A 20,056-nucleotide genomic window follows, 5' to 3' on the forward strand; every position below is an offset into this window, starting at 1 on the left:
ACCCACCACTTGCCCCACCCACAGCGCAGCCACCTGGCCGGGCACAGACACGCCCGCCTGGTTGCGCTCAGCGCACCACGCGCGCGCCATGGGTGCTGACTCGAAAGTGCCTACGGTGATGTGCGGGGTGTAAGGCAGGTCCAGACGCAGCGCGTCGGCCAGCGCGCCGGTGTAGAGCGCGTCGTGCAGCAGAGACAACGCGGCATAGCCTTCGTCCGGCACCAGATAGGCATGGGCGCGCGGGCTGTGGGCGTCGGCCCCCAGCATGGCGTAGCGGCAGTGGAATGCGATGGGCGCCGTGCGCGTCGCCACCGCCGCCACATGGGCAAGGTAGGTGGCTTCGTCCACCGCGTTGCCAGCAAACACCAGGGTGAAATGCGGGCGCACCAGCGCGTGGCCGGTGGGGTCGTTGGCGGCGCGCCAGGTTTCGATGGCCTGCATGTCTTGCGGCGCGCAGGTGGGACAAGCAATGGTGTACAGGGGGCGATTCACGGGAGTAACCTCCGCACTGAGTCTGAAAAATAGCAACTGTTAGCTGAGACTGAGAGCAAGTATTCAGAGAGACAGTTCGTTGTTGGACCAAGCCACGGCGGAGCGTAAATGGATGACATCCAACATCAAGCTCCCATAACAAACGCCACTTGTTCAATCACACCCAGGATGGGACGATGAAAGTTTATGTTGATACAGGTGGCATGTTGAAAGAGGTCGCAGAGCTTGAAGCCTCGGGACTGATCACAACTCACTACTTCCCTTTTGAACAACGCAGCCGGAAGGTGACAAATTTCGTCCCAGGATCGGCTTCCACTTGGGAACAAGCCCATTTGAGCTGGGCTGAAGATACGGGCAGTTGGGATGACGATGCACTAACAACTAACTTTGAGCCACTGAGAAAACTCATCGGTAAACGCGTCGATGCGCAACATCTCGACTCCGCTCTCAAAGCCGGGTGCTCCATCTTCATCACCAGTGACAGAACAGATATTAGGTCAAAGCGAGAGGCCATCGAAGCCATGACAGGCATCCGCGTATTCCACATGCCCACGGAGCTTGAAGCGCTGAGGCGATTGGCGGGCAGTCCACCTCGCAAGTCACCGTAAACACAGCCGGCTCACGACATGAGCCGGGCCGCACGGACTAAGCGCGCGCCAGCACCGCCAGCTCCTGGTGCAGCAGCAGTTCCACCTCCGCCGGTTCAAACTGGTCCTGCAGCAGCGGGATAGCAAAGCGGTATTCGCCGCCCTCGTGTTTGCGCAGCACGTAGGCCAGCTGCAGACGTGCCAGTGACTGGCGCAGGGCCTGCGCGTCGCCCGCGATGCCGTGGCTTTGTAGCAGCTGGGCCAGGGTGACCAGGCTGGACTGGCCCGCCTGGGCCGTGTGGTAGACCACGATGCGGTCGAGGCGGCAGGCGGCTTCGTCGTGGCTCAGGCGGCCCCAGCCGGCCAGTGCGTCCTGCACGGCCTGCGAGGCCAGGGCCTGGTCGAGATGGCGCTTTTCGATCACGCGTTCGCCGGGCAACAGCGCCTCCAGGCATTCCTGGCACAGGATGGCGACCAGGTTGGCGCGCTGGCCGCTGGCGTCCACCAGGCGGTTCACCAGGTGCTCGTTGTCAAAACCCAGCCGCAGCTTGCGCAGTGGCTCGGTGGCCAGTTCGCGGCAGGCATCGCGCTCCAGGCCGCCGATGGTCAGCACCTCGCCAAAGTTGCGCAGCGGGCTCTGGTAGTCCAGCACGGCGGTGGCGTACAAGTCCCAGAAGCCCGCGAGCATGAACCAGCAGCGGCCCTCCTCGCTGAGCGCGCGCAGGGTGGACAGCTGCACATAGCCATTGGACGATTCGTCGCGGAAGAACAGGTCGGCCTCGTCGATGAGCAGCACCAGGCGCTTGCCCTGGTACTGCGCCTGCAGGTGGTCCACGATGGCTTCGAGCGGTGTGTCGGCGCGCAGGCCAAACTGCAACGCCATGCGTGGCGCCAGGCGATGGTCGCGCAGCGAGACGTAGTGGCACACAGTGTGCGGGTGGCCCGCCATGCGGCGCTGCACGGCCTTGAGCAGACTGCTTTTGCCCAGCTGGCGCCCACCCACCACCAGGTAGTTGGCGGGCTCGCGGTTGATGACGCGGGCCAGCAGTTGCGCACGGCCGAAGAAGGCGCCTTCACGTGTGACACCGCCGCGCGTCTGGTAGGGCGAGATGCGGGTGATGCGCAGCTGTGCAGCCAGCAGGCGCAGCAGCACCTGCAGGGCGTCGCCGCCAATCAGCCATTCGGTCTGGCTGGCGCTGTCGGCCATCACATGCAGGTTGGCGCGGTCTTGTGCGTGGGCGTGCAGCAGCGGCCAGGGGGTGTCCACGCTGTGCTCGCTCAGGATCAGCAGCACATCGCTGCCGGTCTGCACGGCGCGCAGCTGGCGCAGCACGGTGGCTTCGTCGATGCCATGCGTGGGCACAAAGACCAGGCAACGGTCCAGCGACACGGGCAGGTCGGGCGGGAACGACCACTCAAACACCGCACCGGGCAGCGCCCAGTCGGTGCTGGGCTGGCAGCGGGCGGACACGCGTTCGGCCAGCGCGCGGGCCAGGGCCGGGGCGCGCTCGCTGCCCGTGGCCTGGGCGCAGGCCACCGCGCGGCGCCAGTCCACCAGGCGGACATCGGCGGCCTGCAGCGTGGGTTCCAGCCGCCGCAGCCAGCGCAGCAGCCGGTCGATGTGCGGCAGTCGCGCCAGCGGTGTGCGGCGCAGGCGCGCAGGGCGCAGCTGGCCCGCACCGATGAGCGGGTGGCGAACCACCCACAGTACGGCGCCCACACCAAAGATCACCGCGCACCACGCGATGAGCGAGCGCATCCAGCCAAAGGGGTCAGCGTCTGGCGCGGGCTTGGCAGGCTCGAAATCGTCGGTGCTGCCTTGTTGGCAGTTGATGGGCAGGTAGCCCTGCGGGATGGGCGGGTTGCCGGGGCGGCAGGTCCAGGTGTGGGTACCAGGCTGCAACTCCACCACCACCTGCGTGCCCGCCAGCTTGCCAAATTCGGGGTTGTGGGCAATGTCGGCCTGCAGCACATTGGGGCGCGGGGAAGTAACGCGCAGCTGCGGGTTGGCAATGGGCGGCGCGTACTTCTGAATGTCCGTGGGCCAGGCATCCAGCTCGTTGCGGGCGTTGACCATCGCCACACGCCACTGCACCAGCTCGCCCCACAGCGGCCCGACGTTCATTGCCGCCATGAACCTGTCTCGCGTGGCCGGGTTGTGCTGGGGCGTGAACACGGCGCTGGCCACAAACAGCGTGACCAGCGCAATGACCACGGCGCGCACCACGGGCCGGGACAGCCAGGGCGTCAGTCGGCCGAGCATGAATCCAGCACCATCCAGCCGGCCTCGCGCACCGTGGGGCTGCGCCAGTGCAGCCGCGCTGCGTCCCCCACGCCGCGCGCAAGGATGAGGTTGCCCCAGAACAGGCTGCGCAGGTCGTCGTCCTGCAGGTAGGGCCGTGCGCGGCCGAGGTCGTCCGCGCCCAGCAACTGCTGCAGGCGCGCCCGGCTGGCTGGCACCTGCGCCAGCGGCAGAAACGTTTGCCACAGGCGCGGGCTGCTGGCCAGGTGGGTGCGCAAGGCGCTGAAGGCGGGCTGGCCTTCGTGCAGGCTGGCGCCCGCGCCGGGGTGGTCCATCAGCCATTGCAGACCTTCTTCAAACAGCGCGGGATGGCCTCCGCTCAGGGCCTGCAGTGCAGCCACCACCGGCTCGGACCAGGGCTGCTCGGGCCAGCGGTGGCGAGCCAGTTGCAGCAGGTCGTCAAGCGACGGGTCGGGCCAGTGGTGGACCTGGGCGATGTTGAGCAGCGACAGGTCGCCACTGCGGTACTTGAGGTCGGCCAGCGCCTGCCCTCCGCACAGCAGCAGGTGCAGGCGGCCGCTGTGCATTTCGCTCAGGCTGCGCAAAATGCCCGCCAGGGTTTCGCGCAGCGCGGGCGTGCCCTGCTCGAAGCGGCTGACCAGGCAGAAGATGCGCTCGCCCGCAAGCAGGCGGCGCTCCAGCGCGGATTCAAACTCGTAGTCCGACGCCACATCGCCCAGCCCGCACTGGCGGCCGATGGCCGCGAAGTATTCGGCGGGCACGGTGCTCACGCTGTAGGGCGGCTGGATGTGCAGCACCGAGCCTTCGCCGTACTGCGCGCGGGCGCGCTGCAGCAGCTCGTGCCGGAACGGCGGCTGCCCCCAGTGCGCGGGCGACAGCAGCAGCGAGATGGGGTATGGCACCGCCTGGGCCAGTTGCGCAAACACCTTGTCCTGGAACGCGGCAAACGGCTGCGCACCGGTGGATTCGGCCTGCAGCGGAAACTCCGGCGCAAACCCAGCGGCGCTGAGCAGGCGGTTGGCCTCACTCTCCGTCAGGCGCAGGTACCGGGTGCAGGCCACCAGCTTGTCGCGCGAGCGCGGGTTGGGCACCGAGATGCCGTTGCGCCAGTTGTTGACGGCCTCACGGCTCAGGCCAATTTCGGTGGCCACGCCGGAGGCGCTGGCGCGGATGCGGCGCATGTAGACCGACAGAAGATCGGCAAAGGAATCGGGGGACATGGAGTTGTGGACTAACGAAGGCGGGTACACCGAGCCAAAACCAAGGGCTGCGAAAAACATGGGGATGGTGGGCAGGCATTGTCAGCCTTGCCAGACCACCGCCATCCCACTGCGCACTGCGGATGCACTACGCCAGGCGCTGCACCATGGGCCAGGCCTTGTAGCTGGCGAGACCACAGGCCGTGAGTACCGGGCTGTACAGCACCATGGCGCCGACCACCGACATCAGCCAGCCGGGCTCTTCGTACTCGTCGGTATCGTCGGCCTTGGCTGTCGCGCCCTCCTTCAAGGGCTCATTGCTGCGCCCCTCTTCTTGGCCCTCGCCCGAGTCGCCGGTCATCTCCTGCACCAGCATCACGGCCACCACCAGCAGCGAGACGGCCAGCAGCGCCAGGTAGCCGTATTGCAGCGCGGGCTGCGTGAGCGGATAGAAGTAGCCCGCCAGCAGAGCGGCCGGGGCCAGAAAGAACACGTGCATCATGAGCCGGTACCAGGGAATGCCGTCCGTCGGCCTTTCCAGCGCCCCCATGACCATGCGGTAGGTCAGCGCCCCCAGCACAAAGATCACCCCACCCCACCATTCGATTTGCGTCAGCATGTTGTTGTTCTCCTGAGATGCTTTTACTGGGGTGCCATCACCGTGGCGGGGCCGTCGTCGCCAGGCGGGGCGGCGTCATCGTCTCCGTCGTCCCCGCGCAGCTCCTTGTGTTCGGTGGCCATGTAGTACAGCGGCAGCGCCACGGCCAGCACCAGCCCCAGGCCCATCCACAGCCAGAAGCCCTTGAACAGCAGCACGGTGACCACCGTGAAGACCACTGCGTGCACCAGTCCCTTGAGCCCGGCGCGCAACAGCAGCACGGCCATCAGGCCCTGCACGGGCGACTTGCCGCTTTTGCCCATCGCCTTCGCCATCTCGACAAACGCCTCGGCCGCCTCCTGGGCCTCGCGCTTGCGCTTTTCTTCCTGCTGGCGCAGCTTGGCCACAGCCAGCGGCTTGGCCGGGTCTTTGGAACAGGCGTAGCGGTCTTCGGTCTCCCCGTCCTGGCCTTCGCCGTCCTGCTGCGCGGGCTCCACCACAGCGCGCCACTGCGGGTTGGCGTCCATGAACGCCCGGCGCGACACCCACTGGCCCCGGTCAAAGTGCATGCGCTCGGTTTCACCGACCTGGTCGTAGAACACCTCCAGCACCGCAGCCCGCAGGCCGTGGGCGAACAGGGTCTCCAACGCGCGCAGCGGCAGGTCGTCGTGCGTGCCGGTGTCGAACCGCAGCGTGAGGTGACCGGGTTCGGCAACCGCCTCCTGGTTGAACCATTGGGCATCCCACAGCGCATCGAGATCGGCGCCGCCAAGCTTGTCGGCCCAGCGCCGTGCCTGCTCGGTGTTGCCCGTGGCAAGGTACTGGTAGACCAACTGGCCCATCTTGAGCTTGATCGGGTCTTCGAAGAACAGGTGCAGGGTATGGGTGTTTTGCGACATGGCTCTGGGGATGGGGTGGGTCCGTGTGAAAGTGCACGAATTGTTACCGCCCGATCAGGACCTGTCCCTCGCAACGTTGTCCACCCCCCACACCCTGTGCACTGGACAGGACGTCAACCGCCCACACCACCCAAGCCGCCCACGCCGCCCGCAGGTGCGGCGCACGGGGCGCGCTCAGCCCTGTGCGCGCTGGGCCTGTAGGCGCGCCCGCGTGCGCAGCGCCACGTCCTTCACCCAGGGCTGGGCAGCCCAGTGGCGCTGGGCAAAGGCCTGTATCTGATCGGCATACGACAGCGATGCGCCGATCACATCTTGTCCCTGCAGGAACATGCTCTGGTGCCGGTCGGACAGCACAAACTGCGCGCTGTGCCCCGCGCTGCGCACCATGCGCTGCTGTACATCGATGGTGATTGCCAGGGGGCCTCGCAGCTGCACAGCCTGCGCCTTGAAGGCCTGCACATCCGCCTCGGAAACCATGGCCAGCAGCAGGCGGTTGTTGAGCGCATTGGAGTAGAAGATTTCGCCAAAGCTCGATGCCACCACGGCCCTGAAGCCGTACTGCTGCATGCCCCACACCGCGTGCTCGCGGCTGGAGCCGCAGCCATAGTTGGAGCCCGCGATGAGCACATCCACCCCCTGGAAAGCCGCCTGGTTGAGGACGAAATCCGGGCGTGGCAATCCTTCCCCGTCAAACCGCAGATCGTAAAACAGACCGGGAGCCAGGCCCGACTTGTCGATACCGCGCAGGAACTGCTTGGGCATGATCTGGTCGGTGTCGAGGTTGGCAATGTCGAGCAGGGCCGCCTGGCCGTGCACGATGGTGTGCTGATCGGCGCTCATGCTGGCACCTCCAGGGTACGGACGTCGGTGATGCAACCGGTGACGGCGGCGGCTGCAGCCATGGCTGGGCTCACCAGGTGGGTGATGGCGCCCCGGCCCTGGCGGCCTTCGAAATTGCGGTTGGTGGTGGATGCGCAGCGCTGGCCGGGGGCGAGCACGTCGTCGTTCATGGCCAGGCACATGGAGCAGCCGGGCTGGCGCCACTCAAAGCCTGCGGCCACCAGGCGCTCGGCAATGCCCTCCGCCTCGGCCTGGGCCTTCACTGCGCCGGAGCCGGGCACCACCATGGCGCGCACGCCGTGGGCCACGTGGCGGCTGCCCACAATGCGGTCTACCTCGCGCAGGTCTTCAATGCGCGCATTGGTGCAGGAGCCGATGAAAACATGCTGCACGGGCACACCCTGCAGGGACTGGCCGGCGACGAGCCCGGTGTATCGCAGCGCTTGCTCGGCGCTGCTGCGCTGCACGGCATCGGCCAGTTCTTCGGGACGGGGAACCGTGGCGTTGATGGCCATGGCCTGGTCGGGGCTAGTGCCCCAGGTGACGAACGGGGCGACGTCAGCCGCGTCAAACACATGTTCCGCATCAAATGCAGCGCCCTCGTCACTGTGCAGGGTGGCCCAGTGCGCCAGTGCCTGCGCTCGCATGTCGCCCGCAATGTCGGGGGCCTTGGCCAGCACGTAGTCAATGGCGGTGGCGTCGGGTGCGATCAGTGCGCCTCGGGCGCCCGCCTCCACGGCCATGTTGCACAGCGTGAAGCGCGCCTCCACCGACAGCGCGCCAATGGCGCTGCCGCAGAACTCCACCACATAGCCGCGTGCGCCCTGCGCACCGATGCGGCTGATGACCATGAGGATCAGGTCCTTGGCCGTGGTGCCGCTGGGCAGCACACCGTCCACGCGGATGCGCATGTCTTTGGCCAGGCGGTAGACCAGCGTCTGGGTGGCCAGCACATGCTCGACCTCCGAGGTTCCGATGCCAAAACCCAAGGCCCCCAGTGCCCCGTAGGTGGTGGTGTGGCTGTCGCCGCAGATGATGACCATGCCCGGGCGCACCATGCCGTGTTCGGGCGCGATCACGTGCTCGATGCCCTGCAAAGGGTCGTTGGTGTCGAACAGCGGGATGCCGTGGCGGTCGCAGTTGGCCTTGAGGTTGGTGGCCTGCAGGGCCGAGGGCGGGTCCTGGATGGTGCGCCAGCGCACCGGGTGCGTGGGGATGATGTGGCTCACCACCGCCACGTTCTGCCCCGGCACGGGTACGCCGCGCCCGGCCTCGTGCAGGCCGGCAAAGGCCTGGGGGCTGGTGTATTCATTCATCAGGTGCAGGTCGCAAAACAGCAGCACGTTCTGTTCGTCCAGAACGGCCACGGTGTGCGATGCCACCAGCTTCTGGTAGAGCGTTGAGGGAGTGGTCATGGTCAGCGTCGGGGGTTGTCGTTGGGTGCGGCCTTACCGGTCGGCCAGCAGGAAGGGCAGCGCCGCGTTGAGCAGCGCATCAGGGGCCTCCTCGGCGATGTAGTGGCCGCAGGGCAATGCATGGCCGCGCACGTCGGCCGCCACGCGCTGCCACTCGGCCAGGGGCTGGAAGCACTGGTGCACCACGCCCTGCTCGCCCCACAGCGCCAGCAAAGGCATGGGCAACTGGCGGCCCGCATCGCGGTCGGCACGGTCGTGCACCAGGTCGATGCCCGCAGAGGCACGGTAGTCCTCGCAGATGCCATGGGCCGTGCCGGGCAATGCCAGGCAGCGCACGTACTCGGCCAGGGCGCGTGGATCGAACGGGGCAAGACCCGCACTGCGCCGACCCATCACGTCGCGCAGGTAGGCGGCAGGGTCGGCCTCGATCAGGCGCTCGGGCAGCGGCGCGGGCTGGATCAGGAAGAACCAGTGCCAGTAGGCACGGGCAAAGGCGTTGCTGGCCTGTTCGTACATGGCCAAGGTGGGCGCTATGTCCAGCAGCACCATCCGCTGCACGGCCGCCGGGTGGTCGGCTGCCAGGCGGTGCGCCACGCGGGCGCCCCGGTCATGGGCCAGCACGGTGAAGCGCGGGTGGCCCAGGTGCTGCATCACGGCCAGCATGTCGGCGGCCATGGTGCGTTTGCTGTAGAGCAGGTGCTCCGCGTCGCCCTCGGGCTTCGCCGAATCGCCATACCCGCGCAGGTCCGCCAGTACCAGCGTGAAGTGCTGCGCCAGCTTTGGCGCCACCTTGTGCCAGATGGCCGAGGTCTGCGGGTGCCCGTGCAGCAGCAGCAAGGCCGGGCCTGTGCCGCCCACCAGCGTGTGGATGTGCTGGCCGTCGGGCGTGGGCACGCGGCGGGCGGTGAAGCCGGGGAAAAGCGGGGTCGTCGTGGTCGTGGTCATGGGTGTCGGTGGGTATTGCAGCGCAGACGTGTTCACTCTGCCGTGATGCCCCGCTCCTTGATGAGCTTGGCCCATTGCGGCATTTCCTGCTCCAGCCGGGCGCGGGCCTGCTCTGGCGTCGAAGGCGTCGGGTCGAATCCATCCCTGGCCATGCGCTCTCTCAGAGCGGGGGTGTTGAGTGCCTGGTTCAGGCTGGTGTTGAGCTTATCGATGACTGGCTTGGGTGTGCCGGCCGGCGCAAACACGATGAACCAGGTTTCAAACATGTAGCCCGGCAGGCCAGCCTCGGCAATGGTGGGCACGTCGGGCATCAGTGGTGAACGCTTCGTGCCCGTGACGCCCAATGCGCGCAGCTTGCCCGCCTGCACATGCGGCTGCGCTGCAGACAGCACCGGGAAGCTCATGGCCACCTGGCCGGACATGGTGTCGATCATGGCCGGGCCGCCGCCACGGTAGGGGATGTGCACGATGGGCGTGCCTGCCACGGCCTTGAACAGCTCGGCCGACATGTGGAAGGTGCTGCCCGCCCCCGCTGAACCATAGGAGTATTGCCCCGGCTTGGCCTTGAGCAGGGCCACCAGTTCCCTGACGTTCTTGGCTGGCAACGCGTTGTTGACCACCAGCACATGCTGCGAACTGGCCACCATGCCGATGGGCGCTAGGTCCTTCAGGGTGTCGTACGGCATCTTGGCCGTCAGGCTGGGGTTGATGGCCAGGGACACAGTCTGCAGGCCGACGGTGTAGCCGTCCGGTGCGGACTTGGCCACCATGTCCACGCCGATGTTGCCGCCCGCGCCGCCCTTGTTCTCGATGAACAGCGAGCCGCCCAGGGCCTTGCCCCATTCGTCGGTGATCAGGCGGGCCGCAATGTCCGCGCTACCGCCGGGTGCATAGGGCACCACGAGCTTGATGGCCTTGGCGGGGTATGCCTGGGCCCATGCGCCAGCGGCGGCAGACAAGGTCAGTGCGGCCGTGGCCACGGCGCGCCATGTTCGTGCCCGCCAGGGGTGGGATGTGTTCATGGGTTTGTCTCCTGCAAGGTTCTTGTGTTGTGTTGCAGTGACATCTTATGAGTGAGCAGGATTCACATAAAGTCATTCAAAATTACTTCATTCGTAAATCAAACACACTAATCACCCACAAGCCCATGGACGCTTTTTCCGACTTGCGGTTTTTTGCACTGCTGATGAAGGAAGGCAGCCTCGCGGCTGCCGCCCAGCAGATGGGCATCACTCCCCCGGCCGCCAGCAGGCGGCTGGCGCAGCTGGAACGGCGGCTGGGCGTGCGGCTGCTGCGCCGCACCACCCGACGCATGAGCCTGACGCCCGAGGGTGAGACCTACCTGCTCGACGGCGCGCGCATCCTCGGTGACCTGAATGCGCTGGAGCGCACCGTGGCTGGCGCGCGCAGTTCGCCACGCGGGCTCATCAAGCTGGCAGCCACGCTGGGTTTTGGCCGAATGCACATTGCCCCCGCCCTGTCGGCGTTTGCACGCGCCTACCCCGAGGTGGAGGTGCAGCTGCACCTGACAGACCGGCCCGTGAACCTGGTGGAACAAGGCTTTGACGCCGCCGTGCGATTTGGCGACCTGCCGGACTCACGCCTCACGGCCCGCAAACTGCTCGCCAACCGGCGTGTGCTGTGTGCATCGCCCACCTACCTTGCCCAGGCAGGCGAGCCTGTGCAACCGGCAGACCTGCTGGCCCACCAGTGCATCGTGATCCGCGAAAGCGACGAGACCTACGGCACCTGGCATCTGCGCCAGGGCGAGCGCCAGGAGACGGTGAAGGTGCGCGGCATGCTGAGCACCAACGATGGCGCAGCTGCCACCACCTGGGCGCTGGAGGGCCACGGCGTGCTGATGCGATCCGAATGGGACGTGGCGGTCCACCTTTCTGCAGGCCGCTTGCTGCGCGTGCTGCCAACATGGTCGCTGCCGGCGGCCGATGTGACGCTGGTCTACCCCACACGCAGCGATCTGTCGGCCAAGATGAGCGCGCTGACGGACTTCCTGCGGGAGTGGTTCTCGGCACCGCCGCACGCATGAAGGCCCGCAGGCTGAAGTCATCGCACGGGCCACGGCTTGAGATTTCTGCGGATGTGCCGATAACACAGCATGCAGATCTCAAGTGCAACCCCTTCGACGGGCACAGCGTCCAGCGCCAGTGCAGCCAGCAACATCAACAAGCTGCAAAAACGGATGCGTGAACTGACCGACGAACTGCGCAACGTCGCCGGACAGGACATGGAGCCCAAGGCCAAGCAGGAGAAGGTCAAACTGCTGCAGGCCCAGATCCAGATGGTGCAGCAACAGATAGCAGCCATCCAGCGCCAGATGCAGCAAGAGCAGATGGACCGAGCCCAGGCACAGCAACAGGCCAAGGCCAGCCAGCAGCCACGATCCACCCCGGTGAACAAGCCGCAGAGCCTGCCGGGGTTGGGAGAGTCGGTCGATACCTTTGCTTAGTGCTATGGCACTGCGCGAGTACATGCTGCGGAGGGTGCAGCGTCACGCCGTCTTGGAGAACGGCTAGGGCCTGTTCACCAGGGTCAGCGTGGCAAATGGCAGGTGGTGCATCAGCTCGCGCAACACCAGCAGCGTGCCCGCAAAGACAGGATCCTCCGGCAGGCCTTCGTGTGCGGCCGGGCGCCCTTCAGCCACAGCGGCCAGGCGGTTGAAAAGACGCTCCATGGCCTCCAGCGTCAGCACGCGCTGGGCCCCCGGCGGCACACCCGCCAAGGTGGCCAGGTCATGCAACGCCGCATCTGCAGACCATGGGGCCCACACCTGCCCGCCGGGCAACAGGCCTTGCAGTTGCTGGTGGCCCACATGGACCTCATCCTCCACTGCGGCAATGGCGTTCTCCAGTTCCAGAGGTGTGGGCACGGCATGGCGGAAAAACTGGCGCGCCGTGCGCTCGCCACCCAGCAGCAGACTCAGCCGCACGGACGGCATGGGGGTATCTGCCCCCGCAGCCCAGAGCACCTGGTGAGGCCCCAGGTGCAAGCCACAGCTCCACGCACCCGGCAGGCCGTTGCGCCGCGCCTGCTGGTAGCTGCGTGTGGCCGGGTCGTCGGCAGCAAGACTGTGTTGCTGCGCCTGTGCCGAGGCGGCAGGGAACGCAGAAAGGGATGGAGAGCTGGGATGGTTCACGGGACCTCCTTGACAACATAACGGCCGAACGCGGGAGGGGTGGAGAGGCCCCACTGCCGTTGCCCTGCAGCACTCTAACCCCGCACGGGGCAGGCTGCATGCATACATCGGTGACAACGCACAGGACATGCGGCACGCGGGCTGCTCAATGCCCACGCTACGGCGACAACGACCGGACAGGACACCAGACCCGCCACACCGCCGACACAGGGCGCCAGCGCCTTCCTACACCGGGCGCATTCCACGGTCCCTACAGTCGGTTGCGAGGAGAGGGGCACAGCCAGCGCGCTGGCCCCACCACCAGAACCCACCCACAGGAGAACCCGCCATGCAAGCCATCCGCACCGCACCTCGCCGCTCCCCCTGGCCGCTCATCGTGGGCGCGGCTGCGTTGATGGGTGTGCTGGTGCTGTCAGCGTGCTCGACGCCACGCACACCGGATGGCGTGCAACCCGTCACGGGCTTTGACGTGGACCGGTATGCAGGGCACTGGCACGAGCTGGCGCGCATTGAAAACTCGTTTGAGCGGGGGCTGACCCAGGCCAGCGCCACGTACAGCCGCAACGCGGACAACACCATCAAGGTGGTGAACCGAGGGTACGACCCGGTGCGCAAGCAGTGGAGAGAGGCTGAAGGCCGGGCAGAGTTTGTGGACAGCCCCGACCGGGCCGCACTCAAGGTGTCGTTCTTCGGACCGTTCTATGGCGGCTACAACGTGGTGGCGCTGGACGAAAACTACCAGTGGGCGATGGTGGTGGGCTCCAGCACCGACTACCTGTGGGTACTGTCACGCACCCCCACCCTGCCCTGGCATGTGCGCGAACACCTGATGGAGCGCGCGAAGGCCCTGGGAGTGGATGTGAGCAAGATCGTCTGGGCGCAGCCCGGTGCAGAGCAACATGCGCGCCGGGTGGCGGTCAGGACCTGATGACAGCGCAGCGGGGCCTGAAGGCTTGCGGCGCCCAGTCAACAGCCCGGCGCCGATGGCACCAGATGATCAAAAATGATAGCAACCGGGGCACATTGCACTTGCGCCTGCGGCAGATTTGGCTTGAAACTCACCCACCAGGCACTGTGGCGGCAGCTACCAGACGCAGGGTGTACGGGTGCTGGGGGGCATCCAGCACATCGGCCACGCTGCCACTTTCTAGCACCGCGCCGTCCTTCATCACCACCACATCGTGCGCCATGGCGCGGATCACATCCACGTCGTGGGTGATGAGCAGGTAGCTCAGGCCCTTTTCTTTTTGCAGGCGCTGCAGCAGGCCCAGAACCTGCTGCTGGATGGTCACATCGAGCGCGCTGGTGGGCTCGTCCAGCACCAGCACCTGGGGCTGCACGATCAAGGCACGCGCAATGGCCAGCCGCTGGCGCTGGCCGCCGGAGAATTCATGCGGGTAACGCTCGAGCAAACGCGGGTACTGGGTCTCGGCCAGGCCCACCTCGTCCAGCGCGGCCTCGACGCGCACGCGGCGCTGGGCCACGGTCAGTGTGGGCTCGTGCACCTTCAGGCCCTCGCCCACGATCTCTTCGACTGTGAGACGCGGTGACAGCGATGAGAACGGGTCCTGGAACACCACCTGCACCCGGCGGCGCAGTTTCTGGTTGGCTGGTGTGTTGCGCGTGGCAGGCTGTTGCCACGCCTGCCCTCCCACCTGCAACTCACCCGCGTATGGCAGCAGGCCCAGGATGGCCTGGGCCAGCGTGGACTTGCCCGAGCCGGATTCGCCCACTACGCCCAGCGTCTGGCCGGGCAGGAGTTGCAGCGTGGCACCTTGCACCGCCACAAACTCGCCCTTCTTGAACCAGCCCCTGATGCCCGGCAATGGCGTGGGGTAGACCACGCGCAGATCCTGTGTCTGCACCACCGGCGCAGTGCCTGCGGGTGGGTCGGCCTCGACCACATCGCGGCGCGGCTGGCTGGCGATCAGACGGTGGGTGTAGGCATGCTGGGGCGCGCCAAACACGTCGGCCACTGGGCCCTGCTCTACCAGCACCCCCTGCTCCATCACGGCCACACGGTCGGCAAAGCGACGCACCAGATTCAGGTCGTGCGTGATCAGCAGCACCGCCATGCCGGTCTGGCGCTGCAAGTCGCTCAGCAGGTCCAGGATCTGGCCGCGCAAGGTCACATCCAGTGCGGTGGTGGGCTCGTCGGCCAGCAAAAGCTTGGGGCTGCTGGCCAGGGCCATGGCGATCATGGCGCGCTGGCGCTGGCCGCCCGAGAGCTGGTGTGGAAAGCTGTTGGCGCGGCGCGCGGGCTCGGGGATGCCGGTTTGCGCCAGCAGCTCGATGGCGGCTTGCGCGCACTGGGCGCCGGTGAGCCCCTTCTTGAGCAGCAGGATTTCGGCGATCTGCTGGCCTATCGTCATCAGCGGGTTGAGCGCGGTCATGGGCTCCTGGAACACCATGGCGATGTCGCCGCCACGCACGCCGCGCATCTCGCGCTCGGTCATCGCCAGCAGGTCGCCCCGCCCTTGCAGCAAAGCCTGGCCGGTGATGGCGGCATTGCCCGCCAACCGCAGCATGCTCAACGCCGTGATGGTCTTGCCCGAGCCGGACTCGCCCACCAGTGCCAGCTTTTCGCCCGCAGCCAACGTGAAGTTGACGCCGCGCACCACATCTTTGGAGCCAAAGCACACATGCAGGTCGTGGACACTCAACAGTGGCAGACCCGCAGCCGAGCCGCCGCCGGGCCGCCCCAAGGCAGCGAGAGCCCCCTCGGGGGGCAGCGAGGACACGCCAGTGCCGAGCGTGGGGGACGTCATTGGTCTGCCTTTCGTGGGTCGAGGGCATCGCGCAGCGCGTCCCCCATGAAGGTCAGCAACAACAAGGTGACCACCAGCACGCCGAAGGTGGACAACGATATCCACCACGCATCAATGCTGTTCTTGCCCTGGCTGAGCAACTCGCCCAGCGAGGGCGTGCCGGGCGGCACACCCAGACCCAGAAAATCCAGCGATGTCAGCGCCAGGATGGCCCCGCTCATGCGGAAGGGCAAGAACGTGACCACGGGCGTCAAGCTGTTGGGCAGGATGTGGCGCCAGATGATCTGGGCGTTGCTCACCCCCAGGGCGCGCGCCGCCTTCACATAGTCAAGCTGGCGGTTGCGCAGGAACTCGGCCCGCACATAGTCCGACAGCCCCATCCAGCCGAACAGGCTCAGCAAGATGAGCAGCAGCGCAATGCTGGGCGCGAATACCGCGCTGAAGATGATGAGCAGATACAGCTCGGGCATGGAGCCCCAGATCTCGATGAAGCGCTGGAACGCCAGGTCGGTCTTGCCGCCAAAAAACCCCTGGATGGCGCCGGTGAGCATGCCCAGCAACACGCCTGTAATGGTGAGCGCCAGACCAAACAGCACACTCACACGGAATCCGTACAGCAGCTGCGCCAGCAGATCACGTCCGCGGTCGTCCGTACCCAGCCAGTTGTCTGACGTGGGCGCCGAGGGGTTGGGTGCCTTGGCGAAGTAATTGAGCGTGTTGGGGCCGTAGGGGTTCAAGGTGTAAAGCGCCCAGTTGCTGCCAGAGGAGAGGCGCTCCTTGATGAAGGGGTCCAGGTAATCGGTTGGTGTCTCGAAGTCTCCGCCGAAGGTCTTTTCGGGGTAGTCCTTGAGCATGGGGAAGTAGGTTTGCCCCTCGTAGCGCACGATAAGAGGCTTGTCATTACTGACCAGCTCGGCGCACAGGCTCACCAGCACCAGGGCGCAGAAGATCAGCAGGCTACAGTACCCCAGGCGATTGCGCTTGAAGCGCAGCCACGCGCGGCGGGAGGGCGAGAGCGAAGGCGATGCGGGAGCAGAACTCATCAGGGCCATGGGTTCGTTCGGGCTAGTCAAACTTCACGCGCGGGTCCACCCACACATAACAAAGGTCGCTGACGAGCTTGGTGACCAGCCCGATCAGCGTGAACAAATACAGCGTGCCCAGCACCACGGGGTAGTCGCGGCGGATCACGCTCTCGTAGCTGAGCAGGCCCAAGCCGTCGAGCGAGAACAGGGTTTCGATGAGCAGCGAGCCCGCAAAGAACGCACCGATGAAGGCAGCGGGGAACCCGGTGATGATGGGGATGAGCGCGTTGCGGAACACATGCTTCCACAGCACCTGCCGCTCGCTCAGGCCCTTGGCACGGGCCGTCAGCACGTACTGCTTGCGGATCTCTTCGAGGAACGCGTTCTTGGTCAGCATGGCCGTCACGGCAAAGCTGCCCAGCACCATGGCGATCACCGGCAGCGTGATGTGCCACAGATAGTCCACGATACGCGCGCCCCAGGACAGCTCGTCCCAGTTGGCCGACGTGAGCCCTCGCAGCGGAAACCACTGCAGCTGCCCGCCAAAGATGACCAGCAACGCCACACCCAGCACAAAGCCCGGAATGGCGTAGCCCAGCAGGATGAGCAGCGTGGTCACCAGGTCAAACCGCGACCCGGCCCGCACCGCCTTGGCCACACCCAGCGGCACGGCGACGAGGTAGCTGATGAAGAAGGTCCAGAGGCCCAGGCTGATGGAAACGGGGAGCTTCTCGACCACCAGTTGCCACACATCCTTGTTCTGGAAGAAGCTCTTGCCCAGATCAAAACGCGCGAACTGGCCCAGCATCTGAAAAAAACGTTCATGTGCAGGCTTGTCAAAGCCGTACAAGGCCTTGATCTGCTCCAGCCGCTTGGGGTCCACGCCCTGCGCGCCCCGGTAGCTCAGGCCGCCGCCTTCGGCTCCACCGCCCCCGCCAACGCCAGCCTTGGCTTCGGCCATGTACTGCTCCACAGGGCCGCCCGGCACAAACTGGATCACCACAAAGGTCAGCAGCAGCACGCCCAGCAAGGTAGGGAGCATCAGCAACACGCGTTTGAGGATGTAGGCAAACATGGGTGGGCTGGCGGGTGGTTATTTTTTGTCGGGCGCGGTCTGTGGCGGTATGCGTGCCCACCAGGTGTCAATGACCCAACCCTCGCCGCTGGAGTACGGCGGCACCATGGCGGGCTTGGCCAGTCTCCAGGCGTTGTAGGCCATGCGGTGCGTGGCCGCCGTCCATTGCGGAATGAGGTAGTGGCTGTGCGCAATGATGCGCTCCAGCGCGTGGCAGGCGGGCAGCAGCTGGGCTTCGGTTTTGGCCGAGGTCATGGCCTTGATCATGGCGTCCACCGCCGGGTTCTTCACGCCCGCAAAGTTGCCGGAGTCTTCCACGTCGGCCGCCTGGCTGCCGAACATGTCGGCAAACTCCTGCCCCGGGTTGTGGGTGCCCTGGAAGGCCATCGAGGTGATGTCGAAGTCAAACTTCTGCAGGCGCTGCTGGTACAGCGCAAAGTCCACGGAGCGGAAGCGCAAGGTGACACCGATCTTTTCGAGGTTGCGCATCCAGGGGGTGATGGTGCGCACTCCACCTTCGTTGCTGTCCATGTATTCCAGCACCATGGCCTCGCCCTTCGCGTTGCGCAGGGCACCATCGCGCACCTCCCAGCCCGCCTGTTTGAGCAGGGCCTGCGCGCGGCGCAGGTTGGCACGCAATGACGAATCGCCGTCGGTGCGCGGGGGCATGGTCATGGGGCCAAAGGCGGTTGCGGGAATGTCTTTGCGGTAGGGCTCCATCAGCGCAAGCTCCTCGGGCGACGGGCTTCCCCTGGTTTCGCACGCGGTGTTGCCAAACAGGCCGTTCACGCGCTGGTAGGCGCCGTAGAACATCTGGCGGTTCATCCACTCATAGTCCATCGCCAGGCCCAGGGCCTCTCGCACGCGCGCATCCTGCAGCAGCGGGCGGCGGGTGTTGAGCACGTAGCTCTGAAAGCCCGACGGCAGCTTATGCTTGAACTCGCCCTTGACCAGCTCGCCGGTGTCGAATTTTTTGCCCGTGACGCGGCGGGCCCAGTCGCCCGCGCTGAAGAACCGCATGAGGTCGAACTCGCCCGCCTTCAGGGCCTCCAGCCGCGCCGTGTTGTCCTTGTAGATCTTGACGAGGATGCGGTCGAAGTTGGCCGTGCCCTTGCGCACATTGAGGTCGCGCGCCCAGTACTGCGGGTCGCGCACATAGGTGATGTCCTTGCCAAACCGCACGGGCCCGATCTTGTAGGGGCCGCTGCCGATGGGGATGTCCATCACCACCTGGTCAAAGGGCTTGGCCTTGCCGTTTTCCACGCCCCAGTCGCGGCTGAACACTGGCAAGCCCCCCACGGTGATGGGAAGCTCGCGGTTGGGTTGCTTGAAGCGGTAGCGCACGGTGCGGTCGTTGATCACATCCACGCCCGCCACCTCGATCAGCAAAGTCTTGTACGCAGGCGAGGTGAAGGGACCCACCAGCGTTTCGTAGCTGTGCTTCACGTCCTGGGCCAGCACGAGCTTGCCGTTGTGAAACCGCGCCTCGGGCCGTAGGCGGAACGTGGCAGACAGCCCATCGGGGGCGACTTCCACGTCCTCGGCCAGCAGACCATAGCCGGTCGCGGTCTCGTCCATGGAGCCCACCAGCAGCGAGTCGAACATCAGCGACGACAGGTAGGCGGGTGCGTTGCCCTTGATGGTGAACGGGTTGTACTTGTCGAAGGTGGAGACGCGCAGGTTGCTGACCAGCCGCAACTCGCCGCCCTTGGGGGCGTCGGGATTCACGTAGTCGAAATGCGCAAAACCCGCCGGATAGCGCGGCGCGCCCCACAAGGCATACGCATGCGCTGCCCACGCTGGAACAGCACACCCCATCAGCAACAAAGCCAGCCAAAACCGCATGCGACAATTCTGCACTACGTTCGCAGGGGCTTGCAGCCAAAGCCGCATATCCACATGCACCGGGCGCCAAGCCTGCATTCCGCTATTCCACAAGGAGATTTCACATGGGTTTTCTGACCGGCAAGAAGCTGCTCATCACGGGCGTGCTGTCCAACCGCTCCATCGCCTACGGCATTGCCAAGGCCTGCCACGAGCAAGGTGCCGAGCTGGCGTTCAGCTACGTGGGCGAGCGCTTCAAGGACCGCATCACCGACTTTGCGGCCGAGTTCAACTCCCAGCTGGTGTTTGACTGCGACGTGGCCAGCGACGAGCAGATCGCGCGCATGTTCGCGGGTCTGTCGCAGACCTGGCCGAAGTTTGACGGCTTTGTGCACAGCATCGGCTTTGCACCGCGCGAAGCGATTGCGGGCAACTTTCTGGACGGGCTGAGCCGCGAAGGCTTCCGCATTGCACACGACATCAGCGCCTACAGCTTCCCGGCCATGGCCAAGGCGGCCCTGCCCTATCTGAACGACAAGTCGTCGCTGCTGACACTGAGCTACCTGGGCGCGCTGCGCTCCATCCCCAACTACAACACCATGGGTCTGGCCAAAGCCAGCCTGGAAGCCAGCGTGCGCTACCTGGCAGAGGCCGTGGGCCGCACCGAAGACGGCCGCAGCATCCGCGCCAACGGCATCAGCGCAGGCCCCATCAAGACGCTGGCTGCCAGCGGCATCAAGGACTTTGGCAAGCTGCTCAGCCGCGTGGCCGATGCCTCGCCCCTGCGTCGCAACGTCACGATTGAGGACGTGGGCAATGTGGCGGCCTTCCTGCTGTCGGACCTGGCCTCGGGCATGACCGCCGAGATCACCTATGTGGATGGCGGCTTCAGCCAGACAGCGGGCCTGAGCGCCGACCAGGTGTAAATCCTCACAAGGGCTACACGCTCACTACGTAATTGGCTTCTAGCGC

At 65.9% G+C, this 20,056-nt stretch carries 19 protein-coding genes; 5 read left to right on the plus strand and 14 right to left on the minus strand.

Going from position 1 to position 20,056, the window contains the following annotated elements; translation table 11 throughout:
- On the minus strand, positions 1–492 hold a 492-nt coding region (locus tag AC07X4_RS17910), incomplete at its 3' end, for a 2'-5' RNA ligase family protein (protein ID WP_494740839.1).
- 176 nt (positions 493–668) lie between these two features.
- On the opposite strand from AC07X4_RS17910, the gene AC07X4_RS17915 reads away from it, so the two are divergent.
- Entirely contained in the window at positions 669–1,100 is a 432-nt protein-coding gene (locus AC07X4_RS17915; protein WP_494740840.1) for a hypothetical protein, read from the plus strand.
- A gap of 37 nt (positions 1,101–1,137) precedes the next feature.
- On the opposite strand, the gene AC07X4_RS17920 is transcribed toward AC07X4_RS17915, so the two are convergent.
- The 8 genes from AC07X4_RS17920 to AC07X4_RS17955 form a co-directional block, all read right to left on the minus strand.
- Complete coding sequence (locus AC07X4_RS17920) at positions 1,138–3,342, minus strand: ATP-binding protein (protein ID WP_494740841.1); 2,205 nt, start codon at positions 3,340–3,342, stop codon at positions 1,138–1,140.
- Positions 3,327–4,562 (minus strand): radical SAM family protein, encoded by a 1,236-nt coding sequence (locus AC07X4_RS17925; protein WP_494740842.1) that lies wholly within the window; start codon positions 4,560–4,562, stop codon positions 3,327–3,329. The genes AC07X4_RS17920 and AC07X4_RS17925 overlap by 16 nt, the downstream gene beginning before the upstream one ends.
- 127 nt (positions 4,563–4,689) lie before the next feature.
- Complete coding sequence (locus tag AC07X4_RS17930) at positions 4,690–5,160, minus strand: hypothetical protein (RefSeq protein ID WP_494740843.1); 471 nt, start codon at positions 5,158–5,160, stop codon at positions 4,690–4,692.
- A 23-nt stretch (positions 5,161–5,183) separates the two neighbouring features.
- Complete coding sequence (locus tag AC07X4_RS17935; RefSeq protein WP_494740844.1) at positions 5,184–6,038, minus strand: hypothetical protein; 855 nt, start codon at positions 6,036–6,038, stop codon at positions 5,184–5,186.
- Positions 6,039–6,212: 174 nt separating this feature from the next.
- The gene (leuD, locus tag AC07X4_RS17940; RefSeq protein WP_494740845.1) at positions 6,213–6,878 is read right to left on the minus strand and encodes a 3-isopropylmalate dehydratase small subunit; all 666 of its coding nucleotides are present in this window, start codon (positions 6,876–6,878) and stop codon (positions 6,213–6,215) included.
- The gene (gene leuC, locus AC07X4_RS17945; RefSeq protein ID WP_494740846.1) at positions 6,875–8,293 is read right to left on the minus strand and encodes a 3-isopropylmalate dehydratase large subunit; all 1,419 of its coding nucleotides are present in this window, start codon (positions 8,291–8,293) and stop codon (positions 6,875–6,877) included. The genes leuD and leuC overlap by 4 nt, the downstream gene beginning before the upstream one ends.
- Positions 8,294–8,326: 33 nt before the next feature.
- The gene (locus AC07X4_RS17950; protein ID WP_494740847.1) at positions 8,327–9,238 is read right to left on the minus strand and encodes an alpha/beta fold hydrolase; all 912 of its coding nucleotides are present in this window, start codon (positions 9,236–9,238) and stop codon (positions 8,327–8,329) included.
- A 32-nt stretch (positions 9,239–9,270) separates the two neighbouring features.
- The gene (locus tag AC07X4_RS17955) at positions 9,271–10,260 is read right to left on the minus strand and encodes a tripartite tricarboxylate transporter substrate binding protein (protein ID WP_494740848.1); all 990 of its coding nucleotides are present in this window, start codon (positions 10,258–10,260) and stop codon (positions 9,271–9,273) included.
- Between the two features lie 125 nt (positions 10,261–10,385).
- Here AC07X4_RS17955 and AC07X4_RS17960 point away from each other — a divergent pair, with 125 nt between their 5' ends.
- Positions 10,386–11,285: a LysR family transcriptional regulator gene (locus tag AC07X4_RS17960; RefSeq protein WP_494740849.1), complete on the plus strand. Its 900-nt coding sequence runs from the start codon at positions 10,386–10,388 to the stop codon at positions 11,283–11,285.
- 69 nt (positions 11,286–11,354) lie between these two features.
- Entirely contained in the window at positions 11,355–11,705 is a 351-nt protein-coding gene (locus AC07X4_RS17965) for a FlxA-like family protein (RefSeq protein WP_056746573.1), read from the plus strand.
- A 63-nt stretch (positions 11,706–11,768) separates the two neighbouring features.
- On the opposite strand, the gene AC07X4_RS17970 is transcribed toward AC07X4_RS17965, so the two are convergent.
- Positions 11,769–12,392 carry a hypothetical protein gene (locus AC07X4_RS17970; protein WP_494740850.1) on the minus strand — a complete coding sequence of 208 codons (624 nt, stop codon included), beginning with the start codon at positions 12,390–12,392 and terminating at the stop codon, positions 11,769–11,771.
- Positions 12,393–12,720: 328 nt separating this feature from the next.
- Between AC07X4_RS17970 and AC07X4_RS17975 the strand changes: the two genes are divergently transcribed.
- The gene (locus tag AC07X4_RS17975; RefSeq protein WP_056746575.1) at positions 12,721–13,320 is read left to right on the plus strand and encodes a lipocalin family protein; all 600 of its coding nucleotides are present in this window, start codon (positions 12,721–12,723) and stop codon (positions 13,318–13,320) included.
- Positions 13,321–13,450: 130 nt separating this feature from the next.
- On the opposite strand, the gene AC07X4_RS17980 is transcribed toward AC07X4_RS17975, so the two are convergent.
- Genes AC07X4_RS17980 through AC07X4_RS17995 form a run of 4 tightly spaced genes read right to left on the minus strand, consistent with a single transcriptional unit; the run spans position 13,451 to position 19,105 of the window.
- Positions 13,451–15,160 (minus strand): ABC transporter ATP-binding protein, encoded by a 1,710-nt coding sequence (locus AC07X4_RS17980; RefSeq protein WP_494740851.1) that lies wholly within the window; start codon positions 15,158–15,160, stop codon positions 13,451–13,453.
- Complete coding sequence (locus AC07X4_RS17985) at positions 15,157–16,203, minus strand: ABC transporter permease (RefSeq protein WP_494740852.1); 1,047 nt, start codon at positions 16,201–16,203, stop codon at positions 15,157–15,159. The genes AC07X4_RS17980 and AC07X4_RS17985 overlap by 4 nt, the downstream gene beginning before the upstream one ends.
- 22 nt (positions 16,204–16,225) lie before the next feature.
- Positions 16,226–17,260 (minus strand): microcin C ABC transporter permease YejB, encoded by a 1,035-nt coding sequence (locus tag AC07X4_RS17990; protein ID WP_099730569.1) that lies wholly within the window; start codon positions 17,258–17,260, stop codon positions 16,226–16,228.
- 18 nt (positions 17,261–17,278) lie between these two features.
- Entirely contained in the window at positions 17,279–19,105 is a 1,827-nt protein-coding gene (locus tag AC07X4_RS17995; protein ID WP_494740853.1) for an extracellular solute-binding protein, read from the minus strand.
- Between the two features lie 104 nt (positions 19,106–19,209).
- On the opposite strand from AC07X4_RS17995, the gene fabI reads away from it, so the two are divergent.
- Positions 19,210–20,010: an enoyl-ACP reductase FabI gene (gene fabI / locus AC07X4_RS18000; protein WP_494740854.1), complete on the plus strand. Its 801-nt coding sequence runs from the start codon at positions 19,210–19,212 to the stop codon at positions 20,008–20,010.
- Positions 20,011–20,056 lie beyond the last annotated feature (46 nt).

It is taken from the genome of Acidovorax sp. GW460-11-11-14-LB4, assembly GCF_059423685.1.